The sequence below is a fragment of the Variovorax flavidus genome, from assembly GCF_030317145.1.
In the GTDB taxonomy this organism is placed as follows: Bacteria; Pseudomonadota; Gammaproteobacteria; order Burkholderiales; family Burkholderiaceae_C; genus Variovorax; species Variovorax flavidus.
Genome location: NZ_JASZYE010000013.1, coordinates 56,458 through 75,256 on the forward strand (window position 1 = coordinate 56,458; position 18,799 = coordinate 75,256).

Sequence of the window (18,799 nt, forward strand, 5' to 3'; positions counted from 1 at the left end):
ATCATCCCCCCTTGCGATTGCGCAAGCAAAGGTGCAGATTTCGTGGACCCCTTCCTCGCGCCTCAGCGGCGGTTTGGCTGCACCTTTACGGTCTTTCTGCTCGCCATGCTCGTAGGCAAGCGATCTTCGACGTTGGCGTCGCGATTACCCCTTGCGGGCAGGGGGGTGCGACGAGGCTCAGCGGAGTCCTACCGTTAATGGGTGGGATTTGCGCTGCCGCTTATTCCTAAGCTCGCAGGAATGAGCCGAATCACTTCCCCGACCACTCGTGCGTCCTTGCCGCCAGAGCCCTCCCTTGGCTTGCCGCGCATGCCGCGAGCCGCAGCGCCCGACCGCGACGCGCGCGCTTTCCTGCGCCTCTTCAACACGCTCTCGCGGCGCTGCTTCCAGGACTATCCGATCGAGCGACTGCGGCTGTTCTGGCGACGTCGGATCGCTCGCAAAAAACGTGCAGGTTCACACGCGCACAAACCCCCTGTGTGAAGGCCCTCCCGGGTGACCGCTCATCACATCCGAGTGGGCAGCAGTCGTCATTCAAAGTTCAACTTGGCGTCATGCACTCCTACCGCCCGCGGCGCCGAAGGACGTCACGAACGGCATGTCCTGTTTCCTGCAACGCTCGATGGCTCGCATCGAACGGCCACCTTAGGAACTCGTGGATCATTCCTTCACACCGCATCACGACCGTGTCGACGCCGGCGCGCTGCAGTTTGTGTCCGTAGGCCTCTCCTTCGTCGCGCAGGGCGTCATACTCCGCCGTGACAACAAGTGCCGGAGGCAAATGAGCGTGATCCTCGGCCAGCAGCGGTGATACCAGCGGTTCTAGCTTCTCCTCCTCGCTGTTCAGGTAGTGGTCCATGAACCAGTCCTGAGTTTCGCGACTGACATTGCCGTACTGGCCGGCGAAAGCCTGGATCGAGCCGTTCGAACGGCGGAAATCGAGATCGGGGTAGATCAGCAACTGAAAGCAGATTTCCGGCCCGCCCGAGTTGCGGGCCATCAAGGCAACGACGGCGGCAAGGTTGCCGCCCGCGCTATCGCCGGCCACCACCAGTTGTGACGGGTCACCGCCGAGCTCGGACGCATGCTGCGACACCCATTGTGTTGCCGCGTAGGCAGCGTTTCGCGCGGCAGGGTACTTGTTCTCCGGGGATAGGGGGTAGTCCACCGACACCACGATGCAGTCCGTGGCAAGAGCGAGCGAGCGCGCCAAGCCGTCGTGAGTATCGAGATCCCCCAATACGAAGCCTCCCCCATGAAAGAAAACCATGACCGGTCGCGCGCCTTGCACGTCGGGGTGGTAAATGCGAACCTGGAGATCGCCAGCGTCCGTTGAGATGGTGCGGTTGTCGATCTGTCGAACCGGCTTCCCGGGCGGGAGTGCCTGCGCCATCCGGCGCATTCCTTCGCGGACCTGCCCGGGTTGGAGGGTGTGCATACCGGCAAAGCCAGTTGCTGCGAGTCGCTGCAGATGCGTAGCCACTTGCGGGTCGAGTGCCATTTTCAAAGTCCTTCGCTGTGCTTGAGTTGAATGAGCGACTAGACTATGCAACTTGAACCACGCTTCAAGTCAAGGCCATGTTTTTGGACATAGCAGAAGTCGCTCGGAGTTCGGGCCTCACCGCGTCGGCGCTCAGATACTACGAACGGCGGCGGCTGATCCGATCAAGCGGTCGCAATGGATTGCGCCGAACCTACGAGCCCGATGTGCTCGCTCGATTGGCGCTGATCAACTGCGCCCGAGCCGCTGGGTTCACACTGGCGCAGATCGGCCGCTTCCTTGTGGCGACCCCTGGTGATGTCGAGCTTCGAAAGCAGATGGGGCAGCGCGCGAGAGAACTTGACGCACAGATTGCACAGCTCATCCGGATGCGAAACAGCTTGCGCCACGCGGCGATTTGCAGGCACGAGCCGCTTGTGGAGTGTCCCAAGTTCAAGGCCTTTATCGATGAGCCGAAGCCGTGAGTATTGGTTTGGGGCGGATGTCCGCGCAGTCCTCTGCGCAGCGAATGCCGACATCGAGGCTAGCTCCGCTTGATGCGGGAGACCTGCCGTTCCCGGTGGGCTTGGAGGAGTCCGCACCGGGCCCTAAGCGGTAGTCGGTGTTTCCTCAAAGCGGCCGTTCGCTGAGCCAGATGGGCTCCACAGCCAGGGGCTCAACTCGAAGCTGTCAGAAGTCGAGGTTCGTCCTGGCTCAGAACACTGACGCAGTAATCCACGCCGATGACCAAGAACTCTCGAAGGTCTTCGTACAAGCGGCCGCTCACGAAATGCGCACGTTGAAGTTCGAGCGCCTTCCATCCGCCGTCTGTGACCTCGAACAGCCAACCAGTCTTCAGTGAGCATTGTGACCAGAACTCCGTCAGGTCGAGTTCGTCAAGGACTCGGAATCCCCAGACTGAGGGGAACACAACCTCAGTGGAAGCTTTTGATGCCTCTACCTTTATCGTCAGGCTGCCGGCCGCGTACGAGATGGACACGACCTCACAAGCTGAGTCGGGTTGAAACGGGACCGCCAGCACACTCACGGCAGGCTGCAGATGAATCAACTCGCTCATACTTTCCTTGGCTTTCGCATGACGTGGCCTGGTTTGGACGGACGACGGGAAGACCGGTCTTGGCCGGTTGTGGAAGTAGCGCTCTCACGAAATCTTCGTTCGAGCCCAAGTGCCGCGGGCAACCATCAACCGAAATTGTCGTGCAACTCTACGCCGCCCGCCTCTCCGCCGCAGGTTGGTCGGCGGCAGCGAGCACGCCGATGAATGTTGAGGCCTTGTCGACGAGCACTCGCAAAACCTCCTCGGTCTCTTCGAAGGTGCCTGCCACGGACACCTGCAGCCTCATAAACTGTTGCGCAGCGTAGGCGTAATCGACGTGGAGTACGTCAACGCCGCGCGCGGCATAGAGGCCGAGGATGCGGCAAAGCAAGCCAGCATCGCGCTCAACGAGATAAACCTGCTCGAGGGTGGGCGCGGTTCGGGGGGGGAGGTTGGGAGAATTCATGACTTCGATCCTGGTCGTCGGCGATGGCTAGCCCTGCTGAGGCTAGCGATGAGGGCGCGCGTGGATCGAAGAGGGAGAAGAAGTTGCCCGAAGCGTCGACCCGCCTGACCGGGACGACGCGCACGTGCCCGGTCAGCGGGGAATTCGAATAATCACCGGAGTCGACGTGCGAAGTGGCATGCGCCGAAGTCTAGCAGTGGTCGACCCTTGCGCACCTTGAGGTTCGGTTTTGGCCCCAATTCAGACCGTCAGCACCAACCGCTGTCCGGCGGGTCCGCAGCGAAAGCGGCCCTTCAGGAAGGCAAGCACGGAAGACCGCTAGCCAGCGCTCTGCAGACATTCCTTTGCCGGGTACGCGAAGGCCACGTCCATCGGCTCACGCCCGGCCGCGGACCATGTCGAGCAGGCGACCCACGATGCGCTCGCCATCAGCCCGCAGACCGTTGTGGGCGTACTCGTTGGTAACCCAGGCCCGCAGTCCACGAACGCCACGGGCCGTCTCCTCGGCAAATGATCGCTCCACGTAGACATCGTCGACGTACACGGTCGCTGCCACTGGGACCTCATTGCGGGCGAGGCGGTCAGCGTCGTACAGGCGCGGCCATGGATGCTGGGCCAGAAGCTGCGCCACCTCGCGGTGCGCGCGTAAGCCCGCGTAGTCGTCCCACATCCAAGGGAAGACGTGCTCTGCGCCGAGGAGGTCGCCGGTCATCGCCTCCTCGGGCGCGAGCCGGTGTGCCGACCAGCGAGTGGCACCCCCGTCGGCGTACGAGGACTCATGGAGCGTCGCGTAGATCGGATTGCGCTCCCAAGATGACGCCATCTGCGCGTCGACCAGGAATGCGGCCGAGCCGAAGGGCAGCTCGAGCAGGTGGTGAAGCCGTTCGAACCCGGCGCTGTCGCCGAGCGACATTCCGGTCTGCCGAAACCGACGCGATGTGAGGCGGTCGCCGTTGGGCAAGCGGACATCTTCCTCGTCGAGCCGGCGCAGGATCGTCCGCAAACGATCGAGGTCTCCTGGGTATCGCGCGTGATAGCGCTGGTTCGCTTCGCGCACGCGCGCCCATGTCGCCGCGTAGACCTCGTCGACCGGCCGATTCGTGATCGGCGCGAGGCCGCCGGTGATCAGTACCTCCCGCAGGCCCTCGGGCGCCAGCGACAGATAGGTGAGCGAGGTGAATCCCCCGAAGCTCTGACCGAGGAGACTCCAGCGCTCGACGCCGAGTTCAGCGCGGATCAGTTCGAGGTCGCGCACGATCGAGTCGGCGCGGAAATGTGTGAGGTACTCGGCCTGATCGGCAGACGCTGCTCCAGGAATGACTGGCCCGACGGGCGTGGAGCGCCCTGTGCCCCGCTGGTCAAGCAGCAGGACCCGGAAGTCCGCAACGGCACGCGCCATCCACCCTGAGGGCGGGCTGGTCGGGCGGGCGGCCTCGAAACCTGGGCCGCCCTGCAGGAACACGAGGTAGGGGCGATCAAGACCGTCTGGGGCAGCAAGCTCGCGCGTGAACACGCTGATCGTGCCACGCAGCGGATCGCCGTGAACCAAGGGAACCGAGTGCTCGCGCTCGGTCAAAACTGCCCCGGGCATGCGATAGGTCGTATTCATGGCTCGCATTAGAACCCGAACGCCCCCGGAGCGAGCGTCTCTGCGGCCCGGCAGCGAAAGCCGCCGTTCCTCTGGGTGAGCCCCGCCGTGATGGACGCGCTCCATCCGGACAGGAGCAGCTGGTTGGCCTGGATAGGCGAAGCACAAGTCCTTGACGAAAAGAATGGGTGCGGAAGCCGCTGAGTTCATGGCCCAACCCAACCGCGTCTGCGCACCACGTGGCGCGCACCCATGGTCGACTAGGATCTCGGTATGAACCCATTGCAGTTCGAACTCGATCGCCTGTACGGACTGGGTGCGAGCGCCTCGCACGGCGCTGCCCCAGCGGCGGCCCAGGGCGTTCGAGCGTTGGTGTTCGAGTTGAGGCCACCCGCGGGGTGGGCCCAGCTTTCCTCGGTGTGGACCGGCGTCCAATCGGACCTCGGCCTTCCTCCCCCTGCCATCGCGGTCTCAGGCGTCGACGCAGTGCAGTTGTGGTTCTCCCTTGCATCGCCGACGTTGCCGAGTGCCGGCGAGCTTTTCCTGCAGGGCCTGCGTGCACGGTATCTGCCGGACTTAGGATCGACCCACTTACGTCTGATCGCCGACGCGGCGCAACTCCCGTCCGCGCCGCCCTTGGAGACCAGCCCGGATCGCTGGTCGGCGTTCGTCGCCCCCGACTTGGCTTCGGTGTTTGCCGATACGCCGTGGCTGGACCTGGCCCCCAATGGCGAAGGCCAGGCAGCGCTTCTGCGCGCGCTCGAGCCCATCCAGCAAGTTGCCTTCGAAGCCGCGCTTAGACAGCTCGGCGTCTTGGAGGAAGTGCCAGCTGACTTGAAGCTGTCCGGCTTGCCCGAAGTGCCCACCCACGAACACGGGCGCGCCGACGCGGAGCGCTTCCTCAGACGCGTCATGAACGACGAATCGGTGCCTATGGCTTTGCGGATAGAAGCCGCAAAGGGCTTGCTTGGCCATGCCAAGCGTTCGTAGGCAGATCGCCGCCGGACCGATGGGGGCTGGCGGAGGCCGGGGAGGGCTCACAGCAGGCTTCGTCTCGCTCGAAGCAGCCGTAATCCCTATCTCCAACTTGGTGGGATCAGCGCAAGCGCGTCAGGGTCGGAAAGCGAGTACTGCCGCACATAGGGCTCACGATCGAAAATCTTGGCGTGGACCGTCGGATCGATCCTGGGCTTGTGCAAGTCCTGCTTGCCGAGGAACGCCTTGACGCTCTCCATCGAGTCCCACAACGCCAGGATGACCACCTCGACCGTTCCGTCCGCCTGATCGCGAAACAGCGCCGTCGACCGAAGATTTCCTGGGCTCTCGATCAGTTCCCTGAGCGTGTTTGTTTCGAGGAACTCGCGACACTCATCGCGCAGCGAGGACAGGATCCAGAAGCCGTAGGTGCGGAGGATCGTTTCGGTGTTGCGCGTAGTCATGCTGGCTTCGAGGAGAGGCGATGATCCTACCGGCTACGAGCGGCGAATTGCCTCGATGGCGGCGGAGTTCCGCCACAAATCGTGGACGAATGCGACATACCACGCTCTTTGTCCAGAAAAAGGAATCTCACTCCCCAACGATTCGCAGACTAGACCTTCAGGGCGCGCATCGCCGCGATCCTGCCGGCGCAGCTGAGTTGCATCAACGCGTCGCCATACGCACAAGCCGGGCCGCCTCTTCGGCGCGCGCGTCGTCAACCTCGCGCAGCACGCCGTCCACGTCCACCGGCCCACTCGGACGCGCGAAGCTGCCCGTCAGCGTCGAGCCAGCGTGCAGTTCGCCACGCTCGTAGAGGTTCCATATTTCCTCGCCGTAGCTGGTGGAAAGCAGCTCGGGCGCGACCTGCCCGAAGAAGTCCGCGAGGTTGGCCACATCGCGCAGCAGCATCCGCCGCGCGTGGTTGTTGCCAGCGGCATCGACCGCCTGCGGCAAGTCAATGATCACCGGGCCGTCGGTGGCGAGCAATACGTTGAACTCAGAGAGGTCGCCGTGCACCACACCCGCGCACAGCATGCGAACAACTTCCACCAATAGTGCTGCATGGTGCAGCCGCGCGTCCTCTGGCGTGAACACAACGTCGTTGAGGCGCGGTGCGGCATCGCCCTGCGCGTCGGTGACCAGTTCCATCAGCAGCACGCCGTCGCAGAAGTTGTGGGGCACCGGCACGCGCACGCCGGCCGCGGCCAAACGGTAGAGTGCGTCGACTTCGGCGCTTTGCCAGGCGGCTTCGGTGGCCTGCCGGCCGAACTTGGTGCCTTTGGCCATCGCGCGCTGAAGTCGCGTGTTCTTGACTTTGCGGTTTTCGGTGTAGTCGACGGCTTGTCGGAAACTGCGCTGGGTGGCTTCCTTGTAGATCTTGGCGCAGCGTGTCTCGTCCCCGCAGCGCACCACGTAGACCATCGCTTCCTTGCCGCTCATGAGCTGGCGAACCACGCTGTCGATGAGTCCTTCGTCGATGAGTGCCTGTAGGCGAGGGGGTGCTTTCATGGTCCATTCTGCCTGTCGGGCCGTTGGCCTCGCGAAGGAGGGCCGATGCCAACTGCTGCGGCAAGCGCAAGAAGACGAAGCTCGTCTGGGAAAAGGTGGTCAGAAAAGACCTTGCTGTGAGCTCGTCAGCGCCATGAAATTCTCCCCCATGGGCTGGAGGATGGCATCGGCAATCGGCTGGAGCTGCTTGGTCAGATAGTGGTCGTAGTCGATGCGCGAATGCCGCGTCTCCAGCGGCTCCGGACCGTTCTGCGTCATGACGTATTGAATCCACCCGCCTTTCTGGTACTGCAGAGGTCGGTTGACCCGACCGTTGTACTCGTCGGCAATACGCGCGGCACGGACCTGCGGCGGCACATTGACCTGGTAGGCATCGAGACGATGGCGCAGCCGCTTCCGGTAGATGAGAAGGTCATCCTTCTGCCCAGCCAACGTCGACCGCGCATAGTCGGTCACGAACTCCTTGAAAGGGTCGCCGTGGAAAATGCGTGAGAGCAGCCCTTCCTGGAACTGGCGCGCCAACAGGGTCCAGTCGCTACGGGCCATCTCCAAGCCGCGGTAGACCATCTCTTCCTTGCCCGCAGCATCCACGCTCAGGCCCGCGTAACGCTTCTTGCTGCCCACGTCCGACCCGCGAATGGTCGGCATGAAGAACTTCTTGTAGTGGGTGTCGAACTCGATTTCAAGGAAGTTCGCCAGGCCGTGCTCCTCGCGCAGGGTACGCGTCCACCAGTCGTTGATGTCGCTCACCAGGTTGGCCGCGATGGCGTGTGCTTCCTCGTTGGTCCGGGTGCGCTTGAGCCAGATGAAGATGGAGTCGGTGTCGCCATAGATGGCCTCGTAACCCCGCTTCTCCACAAACGTGCGCGTGAGCTTCATCATCTCGTGCCCCCGCAACGTGATGGCGGAGACGACCTGGGGATTGAAGAAGCGGCAGTCGGCCGCACCCAGCACGCCGGCGAAGGAGTTCATGAGCAGCTTGAGGGCCTGGGATAGCGCCTCGTTCTTGGCGAGCTTGGCCTCGTCCCGGGCCCGCCAAAGGGTGGTCACGATTTCAGGCAGGCAATGTTTCTCGCGCGAGAACAACGTTCCTTGGGGTCCCTTGACGAGCGTTGTCGAGTCGCGCGCGTTAGCGGCTTCCACGAAGCCGACTGGGTCGACCAGAAACGTTCGAATAATCGAGGGGTAGAGACTCTTGTAGTCCAGGACTACGACTGAGTCATAGAACCCTGGCTTCGAGTCCATCACATACCCACCGGGGAACGCCTTGCTCTGGACCTCGCCCACGCTCGGCGCGACGTAGCCCAGGCGATGCATCCGCGGCAGATAGTGGTGGCTGAACGCGGCAATGGAGCCACCGAAGTGGTCCACCTGAAGTCCCGTGGTGTGGGCACGTTCCATCATGAACTGCAGCAGCCTCGTCTTGTCGAAGATGCGCAGGACCAGTTCGCAGTCACGAATGTTGTAGAGCGCCAGTGCGGGCTTGTCCTCCTGGTACCGTCGCTCAATCTCGGCCATCTTGTCGTATTCGTCGCCGATGGCCTTGCCCTCGCCCAGCAGTTCCTGTGAGACGGCCTCCAGGCTGAAGGAAGGAAAGCTCTTCGACGCGGCTTTGAGTGCTTCGATGCCGTCGATGACTACCCGGCCTGGGACGGCGGCGAACAGGTAGCCCTGCTTTCCCGGGTGAGTTCGCCAATCGATGGGCCGCCGCTCACGGCCCAGATGGAGCTGCGCCCCGCACGCGTCGGCACCCTTCTGCAGAACGCGCAGGTCGAACTGAATGACGCTCCAACCGATGATGACGTCCGGATCGTTCCTTTCGAACCAGTCGTTGAGCTTCTCCAGCATGGCCCGCCGGGTTGGGCAATAGATGAGCGAGAAGTTCAAGGACTCGTCGGGCTCTGGTGGCGGCTCGCCCAGCATGAAAACGACGCGGTCTGTCATCCCGTCCAGCGCGATGGAATACAGCTCTTCGTCCTGGCTCGTCTCGATGTCCAGCGACACGACCTTCAGCACCGGCCGGTAGTCGGGTGCAGGCTTGAGCTTGCAGTCGAAGATGGTGGCACCGTCCTCAGTCCCACCTTCCAACAGCACGCCGGCGGTAATGAACCGCTCCATCAGGAAGCGGTCATGAGGACGTACGTCGGCTTCTAGCAAAGGAATGTCGTGGGGCCGGAGGGCGCGTGCCAGTTGACCCAGTTGGCGGAAATGCCTCGCGTAGACGCCGACGACAGGTTCCTGGTGAAAGGTCCTCAGCTCGAGCTCACGCAGCTCCAACCCTGGCATGGCGGCCAGATGCGCTTCGACCGATGACCTGTGCCGTGTTTCAACGAATGCGACCGAGGTCTGGGAAGTCAGGACAACTTTCCTTGGCCCCGCATCTGTGGCCACCCAGTACTCGATTTCGGTGCCGGCCGCGACATCACGCCATCGACGAGTGAGGATGAAGCCTTTGATTTCGGTGGGGACCACGAGAGCTAAACCAACGGAAGGCGAGGGACGCGGGGCTTGGGCACAAGCCATTTTCGCCCGGTTGCAGTCGCATTCCGCTCCGAGGTCCGCTATCGAATCGGGTTTCCCGAGCACCACGATCGAGGCGAGCGAAGGGACAGTCGAAGACCTGTGCCGAATGAATCGCGAGGAACCGGCCTTTCACCAGCGTGCAGCAAGGTGGACGCCGACGTAGCGGCGGCCGACCATCGGCATGACGACGACCTTGGACTCAGGCTCCACGAGCCACCAGGCAGCCAGCTCCGACACCAAGGCCGCGCCGGCGACATCGGTCCAGCTGTGCCGATCGGCCTCCACACGGGTGTACCCGACGTACAGCGCCGCGATGTACATCGGCCACGCCACGTCGAACCCGTGGCGCTGGCGCACATAGGCGGCCGAGGAGAAGGCGCGCGCCGCATGGCCCGACGGAAACGAATGATCGTTCGATCGGTCGGGCCGCTCGACGTGGGTCGTCCGCTGGAGCACTTCGGTGGTTGCGATGCTTGCGGCAAATGTCATGGTGAATTGCCAGGCGCCCTCCCGATCGCCCCGAAACAACTCCGTGCCGAGCGTCGCGAGGGGCATGGCCGTCGCCAGGAAGTCGCCGGCCTGCCGTTGCGAGTCAGCGCGGACCTCATGGGCGCCGACAAGCAGGCACAACAGGAAGACGAGCGCCGCGAGGCATGCATGCATGCAGGTGAAGACCGTTGGGCCCTCGCCAGAGCGAGATCGAATTTGCACCAGCATGGCGTCAACGTAGGTCGCGAAGATGAACGGAACCTGAACTGAGATGGAGCTTCACCAAGCCGAACTGCGGCAGCCTTCCGCAAAGCGGACCGTCGCAAAGGTCGGTTCATGGCGCCACGCAGACGATTCCAATCGCGGTGCCAACCTGCAACGACGATCTGGTCGAACAGGGCATCATCAGAAGCTTCAAGAATCCCGGCGGCAGCATCACGGGCATGTCGACGCTGACGCCTCAACTGGCAACGAAGCGTCTTGAGCTTTTGCTTCAGGCGGTCCCGTCGGAGAAGCGGATCGCGGTTCTGTGGAACCCGGGGTACTCCGAATTCAAGGCCGATTGGCGAGAGTTGCGCGACGCGGCCCGCGTGCTTGGGGTGACACTCGTTCCGTTCGAATTCCGCAGGGTCGATGATCTCGAGCTGGTCTTCGACTCCATATTGCGCGCATTCTGCGGGGCGAAAGCTGGAGATCTTCCGATAGAGCAGACGACACTTTTCGAGCTGGTGATCAATCGCAAGTCGGCGAACGATCTCGGGATTTCCCTGCTCCGGCGGGTCGACGCCGTGGTGGACTGAGCGGCCCCAGCGGACCTTTGCCGGGAACCTCCTCAATGGCGGGCGAAGACGACCGCGAGGGTGCCGATCACGCGGTAAGCGGAGCGAGCCCAGGCTCTTGCCGCTCCTTGCGCGTCGCCCAGAAGAGCTCGTGGAAGTAAAACGCCACGGTGTTCACGCATGGCTCGATGAGCGCCACCGCACCTGACACGCGCCAGTCACCGGTCAACAGATACGTCACTCCGAAGGCAACGCTGAAGTGCAGGGCGGCAAAGCTGATGGTTTTCTTGAGATGGCGGTTCATGGCAACTCCTTGACTGCATTGTAATTTCTAAATGCGAAGCATTCGCATCTAATTCGCTATCGATCCGATAGGCCGCAATGGCGCGAGCCCGGACGCCACTCGCCAACTGTCGGGCGAGGGAACGGTACGAAAAGGAGGAAGATTCCAGGCGCCTCAGTCACGTTGAGCGTTTCAGCGCTGAAATTGAGCGTTTCTTGCTGAATCTGCGATTGATACAGCGCCTAAACTCGCTCTGACCTCACGGTCGAACCTAGCAAGGAGAAGCGATGTTCAATCACGTCATGGTCGGAAGCAACGACCTCGAACGTTCGCGGCAGTTCTATGACGCGGTACTTGGGGTACTCGGCGCTGGTGATCCTGTCCGGAGTACGGCAGCCTCGGGCCACGTTCGGCTTTTCTATCGCCACAACGGCGGCACCCTCGGCGTCAGCCAGCCTATCGACGACGGGCCAGCAACGTATGCAAATGGAGGCACCCTCGCTTTCAAGTGCGACTCGCCCGAACGCGTGCATGCGTTCCACGACGCGGCAGTGGCACATGGAGGCTCCTCCATCGAGAACCCGCCGGGTCTGCGCAAGGACTCGAGCGGTTCCTACTACCTCGCCTATGTGCGCGACCCCGATGGCAACAAGCTCTGCGCCATCCATCGAGTGCCGTCGTAGCGTTTCGGGTTGACGATGCGCGGCGTGACAAGGTCCCTCGACGTACGTCCCGGCGTCGGACTGACTGCGAACGTAGTGCAGCGCAGCGCGCTCAGATTCAGCAATGTCGTGGTCGATAGCCCTGCACTCATCCTCTTGAAGCACGGTACGAAATCGCTTCAGTCGGGAAGCCGGCAGTGGACCATTCAAGGCGGAGACGCCATTGCCATCGCCGGCGGTCAGTCCCTCGACGTGTCGAACCACTTATCGAGCGCTGGTCTGTTCGAAGCGCGCTGGCTCGTATGGGACAAGGCAGTCGTTCAACGTTTCGAGGAGGCATTTCCTGCGGCAGGGCGCGCAATGACAGGGGCCGTGGTGCTCAAGCAGCCCAGCAGCGAATTCCTCGCTGCGACCGAACGCGCCATCTCGGCCGTTTGCTGCCCTTCAGACGTTCCGGAACCAGTCGCCTTGCATCGGCTCACGGAGGTCCTCGTGTGGCTATCTCTCGCCGGCGTGAAGCTTTCGGTTCCGCGGGCCCTGAGCACGTCAGCAAAGCTGCGAGGCTTGTTCGCCGGAGCGCCGTCCGAGGCCTGGACGATCTCGAATGTCACCGCCCGGCTCGCTATGAGCGAAGCGACGCTGCGACGACGACTCAGTGCAGAGGGAACGAGCTTCGTAGACCTCCTGGCCGACGTCCGCATGTCTCTCGCGATGACGCTGCTTCAGTCAACCGACCGTGCCGTTGCGCGCATTGCCTTGGATGTCGGCTACGAATCCGCCTCTCGGTTCGCCATCAGATTTCGCGAACGGTTCGGCTTTGCCCCCACGGCAATTCGTGGGCACCGCAGAAGCGGCACCTGAAGAACTTCAAATCCCGCTCTGTTGCCGGGTCAGGATTCCATGGAGCCGGACCCGTTCAGGGGAGAGGCCGACAGCATCGTGAGTTGCTGCTGCATCAACTGCATCTGACTTGCCACGACCTGCTGCAGGAGGCCGTCGTGAGGAGCTGCGGACGCTGTCGGCTCCCGCGCCGCGTCCGGAGCCGGCGCCACGGCCACTGGCGCCATGCCGTGCGAGCGGAGATCGGGGGACGTCGCGGAGGCGGCGGTCGCGTCGAGCCAGCAGCGCTTGCGTTCGAACGGATAGGTGGGCAACGGCACGCGATGCTTGTTTGCACGTTCGTCGAGCGCGACGAGATCGATCTCCGCACCCATTGCCCAAATACGGCCGGCAGCAAGGCGCCAGGCACTGCATTCGTCATGGGGTCCGTTGCCGAGGAGGACGATAGCCGGCGACGGAGCCTCTTCAGCGGGCCGGTGCCTGCTCAGCGTCGGCACAGTGTGGCGCGGACCGATCTCGATGAACAACGGATGTCCGAGCTGGCTCGTCACCTCGGACAGCGCCGGCGAGAAGCGCACCGTCTCCCGCAAATGGCGGACCCAGTAGCTCGGATCGGTGGCTTCCTCGGGTGTCAGGAGTCTGCCGGTCAATGTCGAATAGATCGGCAGACGGGGGGCCGACAAGCGGATGTCTGGCAATTTCGATCCGCAAGGCGTGCCGGCGAGGCTGGTCAGGTTAATTGCGCGCGATGCCAGGAAAAGTCTGGACTCGATCCCTTGGGCTTCGAGCGATGCACGCAGGCGTTCGAGTCCATCGATCGGCCCGGCCACAAGGCAGCCCGTGGGACCGTTGTCGGCAGCCAGCGAAACGCCTTCCGGCAGCAGTTGCGACAGCTCCGCGGCAGTCCGGGATATGGACAGCATGATCTCGGCGCGCTGCGTGTGCATCGAGTCGGCGCGCAGTTCCACGAGCTTGACCGCGTCGTCGAGCTGCATCACTCCCGCCAGAACCGCGGCGACGAAGGCGCCGACTCCGTGGCCGAGCATGGCGGCCGGCTTCACCTGCAGCGCCAGTAACTGGCGCGCGAGCGCATATTCGATCGCAAAGGTCGCGGCCTGCGCGAAAGCGGCAGGGTCATCGGCAAACATGTGCGCCCGGAGGTCGAAGCCCTGCACGCGTTCGAAGGCCGAGTGGCACTCGTCGAAGGCGGCGCGGAAAACCGGCTCCTGCGCATACAGCGCGCGGCCCATGCCGCGGTATGGCGGCGCATCCTGGCCAGGAAACAGCAGGACAGGCTGGGGTCTCGATGTGGCCGCTGTTCCGCTGAAACCACCTGATCCGTCTGCGGTGCGCAATGCGGCGGCCGCTTCGGCTGGTGACCGTGCGACGACGCATGCCCGATGGGCGAAGATCTTGCGACCGACGCGGAGCGTGTGGGCCACATCGGGTAGGCAGATGCGGGGATGAGCCTCGAGGTGAGCGGCCAGCCGCGTGCGAGCCGCAGCCAGCGCCGTGGGCGTGCGGGCCGAAAGCACCAGCAGTTGAGGCGCGGCCGAGATGTCCGAGTCGTCACGGGATGGCGCCTCTTCGACGATCACGTGGGCGTTGGTGCCGCCGACGCCGAAGGAGCTCACGCCGGCGCGCCTGGGCGCATCCGCGCGCGGCCAATGATGCAGACTGTCGTTGACCCTGAAGGGTGTGGTCTCGAAGCGGATGCGGGGGTTGGGCCGCGTGAAATGCACCGTGGGCGGGATGCGCTCGGTGTGCAAGGCCAGGGCCGTCTTGATCAGCCCCGCAACCCCGGCTGCCGTGACCAGATGGCCGACGTTGCTCTTCACCGACCCGATGCGGCAGAAGTCGGTGTCCGACGTGTGGCGCGCGAACGCCCGCGTCAGGCCCTCGATCTCCACGGGGTCGCCCATGGGGGTGGCTGTGCCGTGGGTCTCGACGTACGAGATGCTTCGGGCGTCCACGCCGGCCGACGCGAGGGAGGCCGAGATGACGGCGGCTTGGCCGTCGATGCTGGGAGCCGTGAAACTGGCCTTGGCGCCACCATCGTTGTTGACGGCCACGCCCCGGAGCACCGCATAGATCGGATCGCCGGCAACGAGCGCATCGCTCAGCCGCTTGAGCATCACCACGCCGGCACCATCGCTGAACACCGTGCCCTGCGCCCGCTCGTCGAAGCTGCGCGTGTGGCCATCGGGAGACAACATGGCTCCCTCTTCGTAGAGGTAGCCGCTGCGCGGCGGACAGGTGATCGCGATGCCGCCGGCAAGTGCTGCGTCGCACTGACCCGAGCGCAACGCGTGGAACGCTTGGGCGACGGCAACGAGCGAAGTGGAACACGCGGTGTGGATGGCGATCGCAGGCCCTGTCAGGTTCAAGCGATGCGCCACGCGCGTGGCGATGTAGTCCTTCTCGTTGGCGAGCATGACCTGGAACGCACCGAAGTCATCCACCATATCGGGCTGCTTCTGCACATGGTGCAAGAAGTAGGTGGCGTTGTTCATGCCGGCGAAGACCCCTACCGAACCCGGGCACTGATCGGGCGTGTAGCCCGCGCGTTCCATGCACTCCCAGCAGATCTCCAGAAACAGACGCTGCTGTGGATCCATCAGCTCCGCCTCCTTCGGGTTGATGCCGAAGAAGGCGGCGTCGAACCACTCGACGTCGTCGATCAAGCCGCGCGCCCGCACGTAGTTCGGGTTGTCCCGCAGCACTGCCTTGACGGCAGGATCGAGCGTGGCTTCGTCGAAGAAACTGATCGAATCGCGACCGGCGCAGAGGTTGTCCCAGAATTGCTCGACGCTGGCCGCTCCTGGGAAGCGGCCCGCCATGCCGATGAGCGCGATGGGCTCATCGTTGCCGGAGGACAACCTCTCCCGAGCCGGCTCCGGCCTGATGGGCGGTTGTGCGGACGTGCCGCTGTCGAGTTGCGCTCCGAGCGCCTCCGGTGTCGGCTGCTGAAAGAACATGTTGGCCGATAGCGGCTGCGCACTGGTCTTCTGCAACTCGGCCAACGCGCGCAAAACCAGAATCGAGTCGCCGCCGAGATCGAAGAAATTGTCCGTGCGACCGACGTTGTCGATGCCCAGCACCTTGGCGAAGACGTCGCATACGTGCCGTTCGGTCGGGCTTCGGCCTTCTTCATAGGGCTCGGACAGCTCGGGGCGCGCCGTCGGCGGCGCCGGCAGCGAGCGGCGATCGAGTTTGCCGTTGGGAAGCAGTGGAAGCGCATCGAGCGCAACGAACGCTGTCGGGACCATGTAGGGCGGCAACCGCGTCGCGAGGTGTGCGCGCAGCGCATCCACGCCCGGCGCTCGCTTCGCGGTGAAGTAGGCCACCAGGCGTACGTTGCCGGGCTGGTCCTCGCGTGCGATCACCACGGACTGGTCGATCGCGGCGTGCAACGACAGTGCGCTCTCGATCTCGCCGAGTTCGATGCGGTAGCCCCGGATCTTGACCTGGTGATCATTGCGGCCCAGGCACTCCAGCACGCCGTCGGCACGCCAGCGGCCCAGGTCGCCGGTCCGGTAGAGCAGGGCGCCTTCCTCGTTCCGGAAGGAATCCGGCAGGAAGCGCTCGGCCGTGAGTTCGGGGCGATTCAGGTAGCCGAGCGTCACCCCGGCGCCCCCGATGAAGAGTTCGCCGACAACGCCGACCGGCAGCGGTTGAAGCGCTGCATTGAGCACGTGGAACTGCGTATTCGCCACCGGGCGCCCGATCGGGACAGTCCCTTCGACTTGCTCGACCCGATGGAAGCTCGACCAAACCGTCGTTTCGGTCGGACCGTAGCCATTCCAGAGCTGCTGCACCATCGGCAACAGCTTGCGGCCGAGGTCCGGTGGCAGGGGCTCGCCCGTGCAGATCGCGAGCATGTCCGCGCAACCAGGCCAGCCCGCGGCAAGCAACAGGCGCCAGGTCGACGGCGTGGCATCGATGAATGTCACTTTTTCTCGCTCGACCAGCGACCGCAACAGCGACCCGTCCACAGCCTGGGCCTTGTCGGCAACAACGATGCGCGAGCCGACAGTCAGCGGTAGAAGCAATTCGGACACGGCGATGTCGAACGACAGCGTCGTCACTGCGAGCGTCACGTGGTCTGTGCGGATTTCCGGCACGCTGCGCAGACTCGACAGGAGATTGCACACGCTGCGATGCGGCACGCGCACTCCCTTGGGTCGGCCCGTGGACCCCGAGGTGTAGATGACGTAGGCGACTGCCTCGGCGTCGTGGTGGGGCGCCGGCATGGCAGCGCTGGGCTCGATTTCGTCGGCACGCACGATGGCGAGCGAAGTGCCAGACCAGCGACCCTCGGTCGATCCATCCACCACCATCACGCGCAACTGCGCATCTTCCGTCATGAAGGTCAAGCGATCCGTCGGGAACGAGGGGTCCAGCGGCACATAGCCAGCGCCCGCCTGCAAGATGCCATAGAGCCCCACCAGCATGTGCTCGTTGCGGTCGCAAGATAGTCCGACGAGGTCGCCCGCGCCGACGCCATGGTCCTTGAGTGCAGCCGCGAGGCCATTGGCCCGTCGGGCCAGTTCCTCGAAACTGAGTTGCACTCCGCCTGCCGCTGTCACTGCAATGGCCTCAGGCGTTGCGGCCACCTGACGCGCAATCATCGTCTCGATGCGCAGTCCAGCCTCCTGCGCTGCCGACGTGGCGTTGAACGACGCCAGCAGAGCGCGGTCGCTTTCACCGAGGGCGAATGCCGCGACAAGGCTGATCTCGGCATGCGCGTCGGAAGCCCAACGCACGATGGCTGAGCGATAGATCTGGAGCCAGCGCTCGACCGTTGCTCGATCCAGCACGGCGCTGTCGTAGTGGCCGTTCAGTTGCAATCCTCGAGGCGTCATCGATGCGTGCAGCAACAGGTCGAAGGTCAATCCCTCGATATCGATCGCGTCCGCCGAAAAATGAAAGATGGCTCCTGTTCGCGACGCGCCAGGTTGATGCGCCGAACCATGGGCATCAGGCGGCAAGGCGGCGTGCTCCTCGCCAGCAGGCCATGCTTTCACGGCCTGTGCTGCGAGTTGGCGCAGACCTGTGGCGTCGTCCACCCGGAAGCGCACAGGAAGAGCGATGCCCGTCCCCTGCTGCAGGGTGACACCGACCAGCAAATCGGATTGCTGGGCCAACCAGTGCGTCATGCCTGCGAAGACACCGAGCAGAATCGATGGCAGTGGGTCGCCGGTCACCTGCGCCAGGCGATGGGCGCATGCGGTGCTTTCGGCATCGAGTTCAAGGAAGGTCACAGCGGGTGCGAAATTTGCACCCGACGAACGCGCGTGATCCAGTGGAAGATTGGTCAACAGTGTTTCCTCGCATAGTTCGAGCCCGTCGATCCGACAACTCATTCGGACCGCACCTGTAGGACGCGACTCGAATCCACGTCCCTCCGTCATTCCCCCGAAGCCATTGTATACTTTAGTTACAATAGTTGGTCAGATTCTAGTCAGGTTTCCTCCTCAACTGCGAATTCCCATTTGGAGGCCGAACATAGCGGACGTTCGATACTTCAGGGGCGCGGTCGCCACAGGGTCAGATGCGAGTCGCGGCGGGGCCGCAAAGGCTGTCCCGTGGAGGAGAGGTCCGTGAGTCGGGGCGTGGTCGCAAAGCTAGATGGGCTCGCTCCCATAGAAGTCGGTGCCTATCGGTTGTGTCAGTAGGACATTTCGACGGAACAAGAAGTTGGATCAGATGACTCGGCTTGCTGCCCAGAAGAAAGCTTGGGTGAAATGGCGCGGCCGCTTGCGAGCGGCTCGACTACGTCCTTGAGCCGTCTGCAGGCGCCGCTTCAGACATTGGAACTGACTTGGAAACCTCCATCCGGCTGGTGCTCGAAGCGTTGGATGAGCTTCGAGCCACCTACACGGATATGACGGTGATCCAGCGCGACGCTAGCGGCTACGAAATGCGGGATCGCTTGTAGTACGCCCAGCGGCGTCACCAGCTCAATTCAGCTTTTGTCCCCAGCGGCGCGGCCCGTTAGCTGCCGTTGGATTGGCTGGAGCCAGTCGGTCGCCGCCTGCGCGGGCGGCAGGCTGCGCAGCCTTTCGTCTTGCCAGAGGTTGGCGGCTAGGTCGTCGAGTTGGTCCGGGTCCACCGTGCGCCATCGGCGCTGTAGCTGATGAGC

15 protein-coding genes are annotated in these 18,799 nt (G+C 63.6%); 5 read left to right on the plus strand and 10 right to left on the minus strand.

The genetic code is table 11. From position 1 onward, the window contains the following. Window positions 1-562: 562 nt before the first annotated feature. A complete protein-coding gene (lipP1, locus tag QTH90_RS29415) occupies window positions 563-1,501 on the minus strand; it encodes a LipP1 family hormone-sensitive lipase (RefSeq protein ID WP_286668114.1) in 939 nt (312 codons plus the stop codon). 77 nt (window positions 1,502-1,578) lie between these two features. Between lipP1 and QTH90_RS29420 the strand changes: the two genes are divergently transcribed. After that, window positions 1,579-1,965: a MerR family transcriptional regulator gene (locus tag QTH90_RS29420; RefSeq protein WP_286668115.1), complete on the plus strand. Its 387-nt coding sequence runs from the start codon at window positions 1,579-1,581 to the stop codon at window positions 1,963-1,965. Window positions 1,966-2,156: 191 nt separating this feature from the next. Here the strand turns inward: QTH90_RS29420 and QTH90_RS29425 are convergent, their stop codons facing one another. From QTH90_RS29425 to QTH90_RS29435, 3 genes are all read right to left on the minus strand, one after another. Then, the gene (locus tag QTH90_RS29425; RefSeq protein ID WP_286668116.1) at window positions 2,157-2,558 is read right to left on the minus strand and encodes a hypothetical protein; all 402 of its coding nucleotides are present in this window, start codon (window positions 2,556-2,558) and stop codon (window positions 2,157-2,159) included. A 148-nt stretch (window positions 2,559-2,706) separates the two neighbouring features. Further along, a complete protein-coding gene (locus QTH90_RS29430; RefSeq protein ID WP_286668117.1) occupies window positions 2,707-3,003 on the minus strand; it encodes a hypothetical protein in 297 nt (98 codons plus the stop codon). A gap of 376 nt (window positions 3,004-3,379) precedes the next feature. Then, window positions 3,380-4,612 (minus strand): alpha/beta fold hydrolase, encoded by a 1,233-nt coding sequence (locus QTH90_RS29435; protein ID WP_286668118.1) that lies wholly within the window; start codon window positions 4,610-4,612, stop codon window positions 3,380-3,382. Window positions 4,613-4,864: 252 nt separating this feature from the next. On the opposite strand from QTH90_RS29435, the gene QTH90_RS29440 reads away from it, so the two are divergent. After that, window positions 4,865-5,581 carry a hypothetical protein gene (locus QTH90_RS29440; RefSeq protein WP_286668119.1) on the plus strand — a complete coding sequence of 239 codons (717 nt, stop codon included), beginning with the start codon at window positions 4,865-4,867 and terminating at the stop codon, window positions 5,579-5,581. A gap of 86 nt (window positions 5,582-5,667) precedes the next feature. Here QTH90_RS29440 and QTH90_RS29445 read toward each other — a convergent pair whose 3' ends face one another. From QTH90_RS29445 to QTH90_RS29460, 4 genes are all read right to left on the minus strand, one after another. Continuing rightward, window positions 5,668-6,030 carry a hypothetical protein gene (locus QTH90_RS29445; RefSeq protein ID WP_286668120.1) on the minus strand — a complete coding sequence of 121 codons (363 nt, stop codon included), beginning with the start codon at window positions 6,028-6,030 and terminating at the stop codon, window positions 5,668-5,670. 202 nt (window positions 6,031-6,232) lie between these two features. After that, on the minus strand, window positions 6,233-7,078 hold the full coding sequence (locus tag QTH90_RS29450; RefSeq protein WP_286668121.1) for a PA4780 family RIO1-like protein kinase: 846 nt from the start codon (window positions 7,076-7,078) through the stop codon (window positions 6,233-6,235). Window positions 7,079-7,177: 99 nt separating this feature from the next. Continuing rightward, complete coding sequence (locus tag QTH90_RS29455; RefSeq protein ID WP_444814779.1) at window positions 7,178-9,601, minus strand: DNA polymerase II; 2,424 nt, start codon at window positions 9,599-9,601, stop codon at window positions 7,178-7,180. A 129-nt stretch (window positions 9,602-9,730) separates the two neighbouring features. After that, window positions 9,731-10,264 (minus strand): phosphatase PAP2 family protein, encoded by a 534-nt coding sequence (locus tag QTH90_RS29460; protein ID WP_286668123.1) that lies wholly within the window; start codon window positions 10,262-10,264, stop codon window positions 9,731-9,733. Window positions 10,265-10,356: 92 nt separating this feature from the next. Between QTH90_RS29460 and QTH90_RS29465 the strand changes: the two genes are divergently transcribed. Then, window positions 10,357-10,890: an ABC transporter substrate binding protein gene (locus QTH90_RS29465; protein WP_286668153.1), complete on the plus strand. Its 534-nt coding sequence runs from the start codon at window positions 10,357-10,359 to the stop codon at window positions 10,888-10,890. A gap of 67 nt (window positions 10,891-10,957) precedes the next feature. Here QTH90_RS29465 and QTH90_RS29470 read toward each other — a convergent pair whose 3' ends face one another. Then, window positions 10,958-11,173 carry a DUF2061 domain-containing protein gene (locus QTH90_RS29470; RefSeq protein WP_286668124.1) on the minus strand — a complete coding sequence of 72 codons (216 nt, stop codon included), beginning with the start codon at window positions 11,171-11,173 and terminating at the stop codon, window positions 10,958-10,960. 266 nt (window positions 11,174-11,439) lie between these two features. On the opposite strand from QTH90_RS29470, the gene QTH90_RS29475 reads away from it, so the two are divergent. Both QTH90_RS29475 and QTH90_RS29480 read left to right on the plus strand, forming a co-directional pair. Continuing rightward, entirely contained in the window at window positions 11,440-11,835 is a 396-nt protein-coding gene (locus tag QTH90_RS29475) for a VOC family protein (protein WP_286668125.1), read from the plus strand. Between the two features lie 75 nt (window positions 11,836-11,910). Next, window positions 11,911-12,675 carry a helix-turn-helix transcriptional regulator gene (locus QTH90_RS29480; RefSeq protein ID WP_286668126.1) on the plus strand — a complete coding sequence of 255 codons (765 nt, stop codon included), beginning with the start codon at window positions 11,911-11,913 and terminating at the stop codon, window positions 12,673-12,675. A gap of 29 nt (window positions 12,676-12,704) precedes the next feature. On the opposite strand, the gene QTH90_RS29485 is transcribed toward QTH90_RS29480, so the two are convergent. After that, the gene (locus tag QTH90_RS29485; protein WP_286668127.1) at window positions 12,705-17,975 is read right to left on the minus strand and encodes a hybrid non-ribosomal peptide synthetase/type I polyketide synthase; all 5,271 of its coding nucleotides are present in this window, start codon (window positions 17,973-17,975) and stop codon (window positions 12,705-12,707) included. Window positions 17,976-18,799 lie beyond the last annotated feature (824 nt).

What these genes read in the sequence shown, in the direction of transcription:
- lipP1 (WP_286668114.1), bottom strand. Translation starts at nt 1,501, where the DNA reads ATGGCACTCGACCCGCAAGTGGCTACGCATCTGCAGCGACTCGCAGCA.
- QTH90_RS29420 (WP_286668115.1), top strand. Translation starts at nt 1,579, where the DNA reads ATGTTTTTGGACATAGCAGAAGTCGCTCGGAGTTCGGGCCTCACCGCG.
- QTH90_RS29425 (WP_286668116.1), bottom strand. Translation starts at nt 2,558, where the DNA reads ATGAGCGAGTTGATTCATCTGCAGCCTGCCGTGAGTGTGCTGGCGGTC.
- QTH90_RS29430 (WP_286668117.1), bottom strand. Translation starts at nt 3,003, where the DNA reads ATGAATTCTCCCAACCTCCCCCCCCGAACCGCGCCCACCCTCGAGCAG.
- QTH90_RS29435 (WP_286668118.1), bottom strand. Translation starts at nt 4,612, where the DNA reads ATGAATACGACCTATCGCATGCCCGGGGCAGTTTTGACCGAGCGCGAG.
- QTH90_RS29440 (WP_286668119.1), top strand. Translation starts at nt 4,865, where the DNA reads ATGAACCCATTGCAGTTCGAACTCGATCGCCTGTACGGACTGGGTGCG.
- QTH90_RS29445 (WP_286668120.1), bottom strand. Translation starts at nt 6,030, where the DNA reads ATGACTACGCGCAACACCGAAACGATCCTCCGCACCTACGGCTTCTGG.
- QTH90_RS29450 (WP_286668121.1), bottom strand. Translation starts at nt 7,078, where the DNA reads ATGAAAGCACCCCCTCGCCTACAGGCACTCATCGACGAAGGACTCATC.
- QTH90_RS29455 (WP_444814779.1), bottom strand. Translation starts at nt 9,601, where the DNA reads ATGGCTTGTGCCCAAGCCCCGCGTCCCTCGCCTTCCGTTGGTTTAGCT.
- QTH90_RS29460 (WP_286668123.1), bottom strand. Translation starts at nt 10,264, where the DNA reads ATGCATGCATGCCTCGCGGCGCTCGTCTTCCTGTTGTGCCTGCTTGTC.
- QTH90_RS29470 (WP_286668124.1), bottom strand. Translation starts at nt 11,173, where the DNA reads ATGAACCGCCATCTCAAGAAAACCATCAGCTTTGCCGCCCTGCACTTC.
- QTH90_RS29475 (WP_286668125.1), top strand. Translation starts at nt 11,440, where the DNA reads ATGTTCAATCACGTCATGGTCGGAAGCAACGACCTCGAACGTTCGCGG.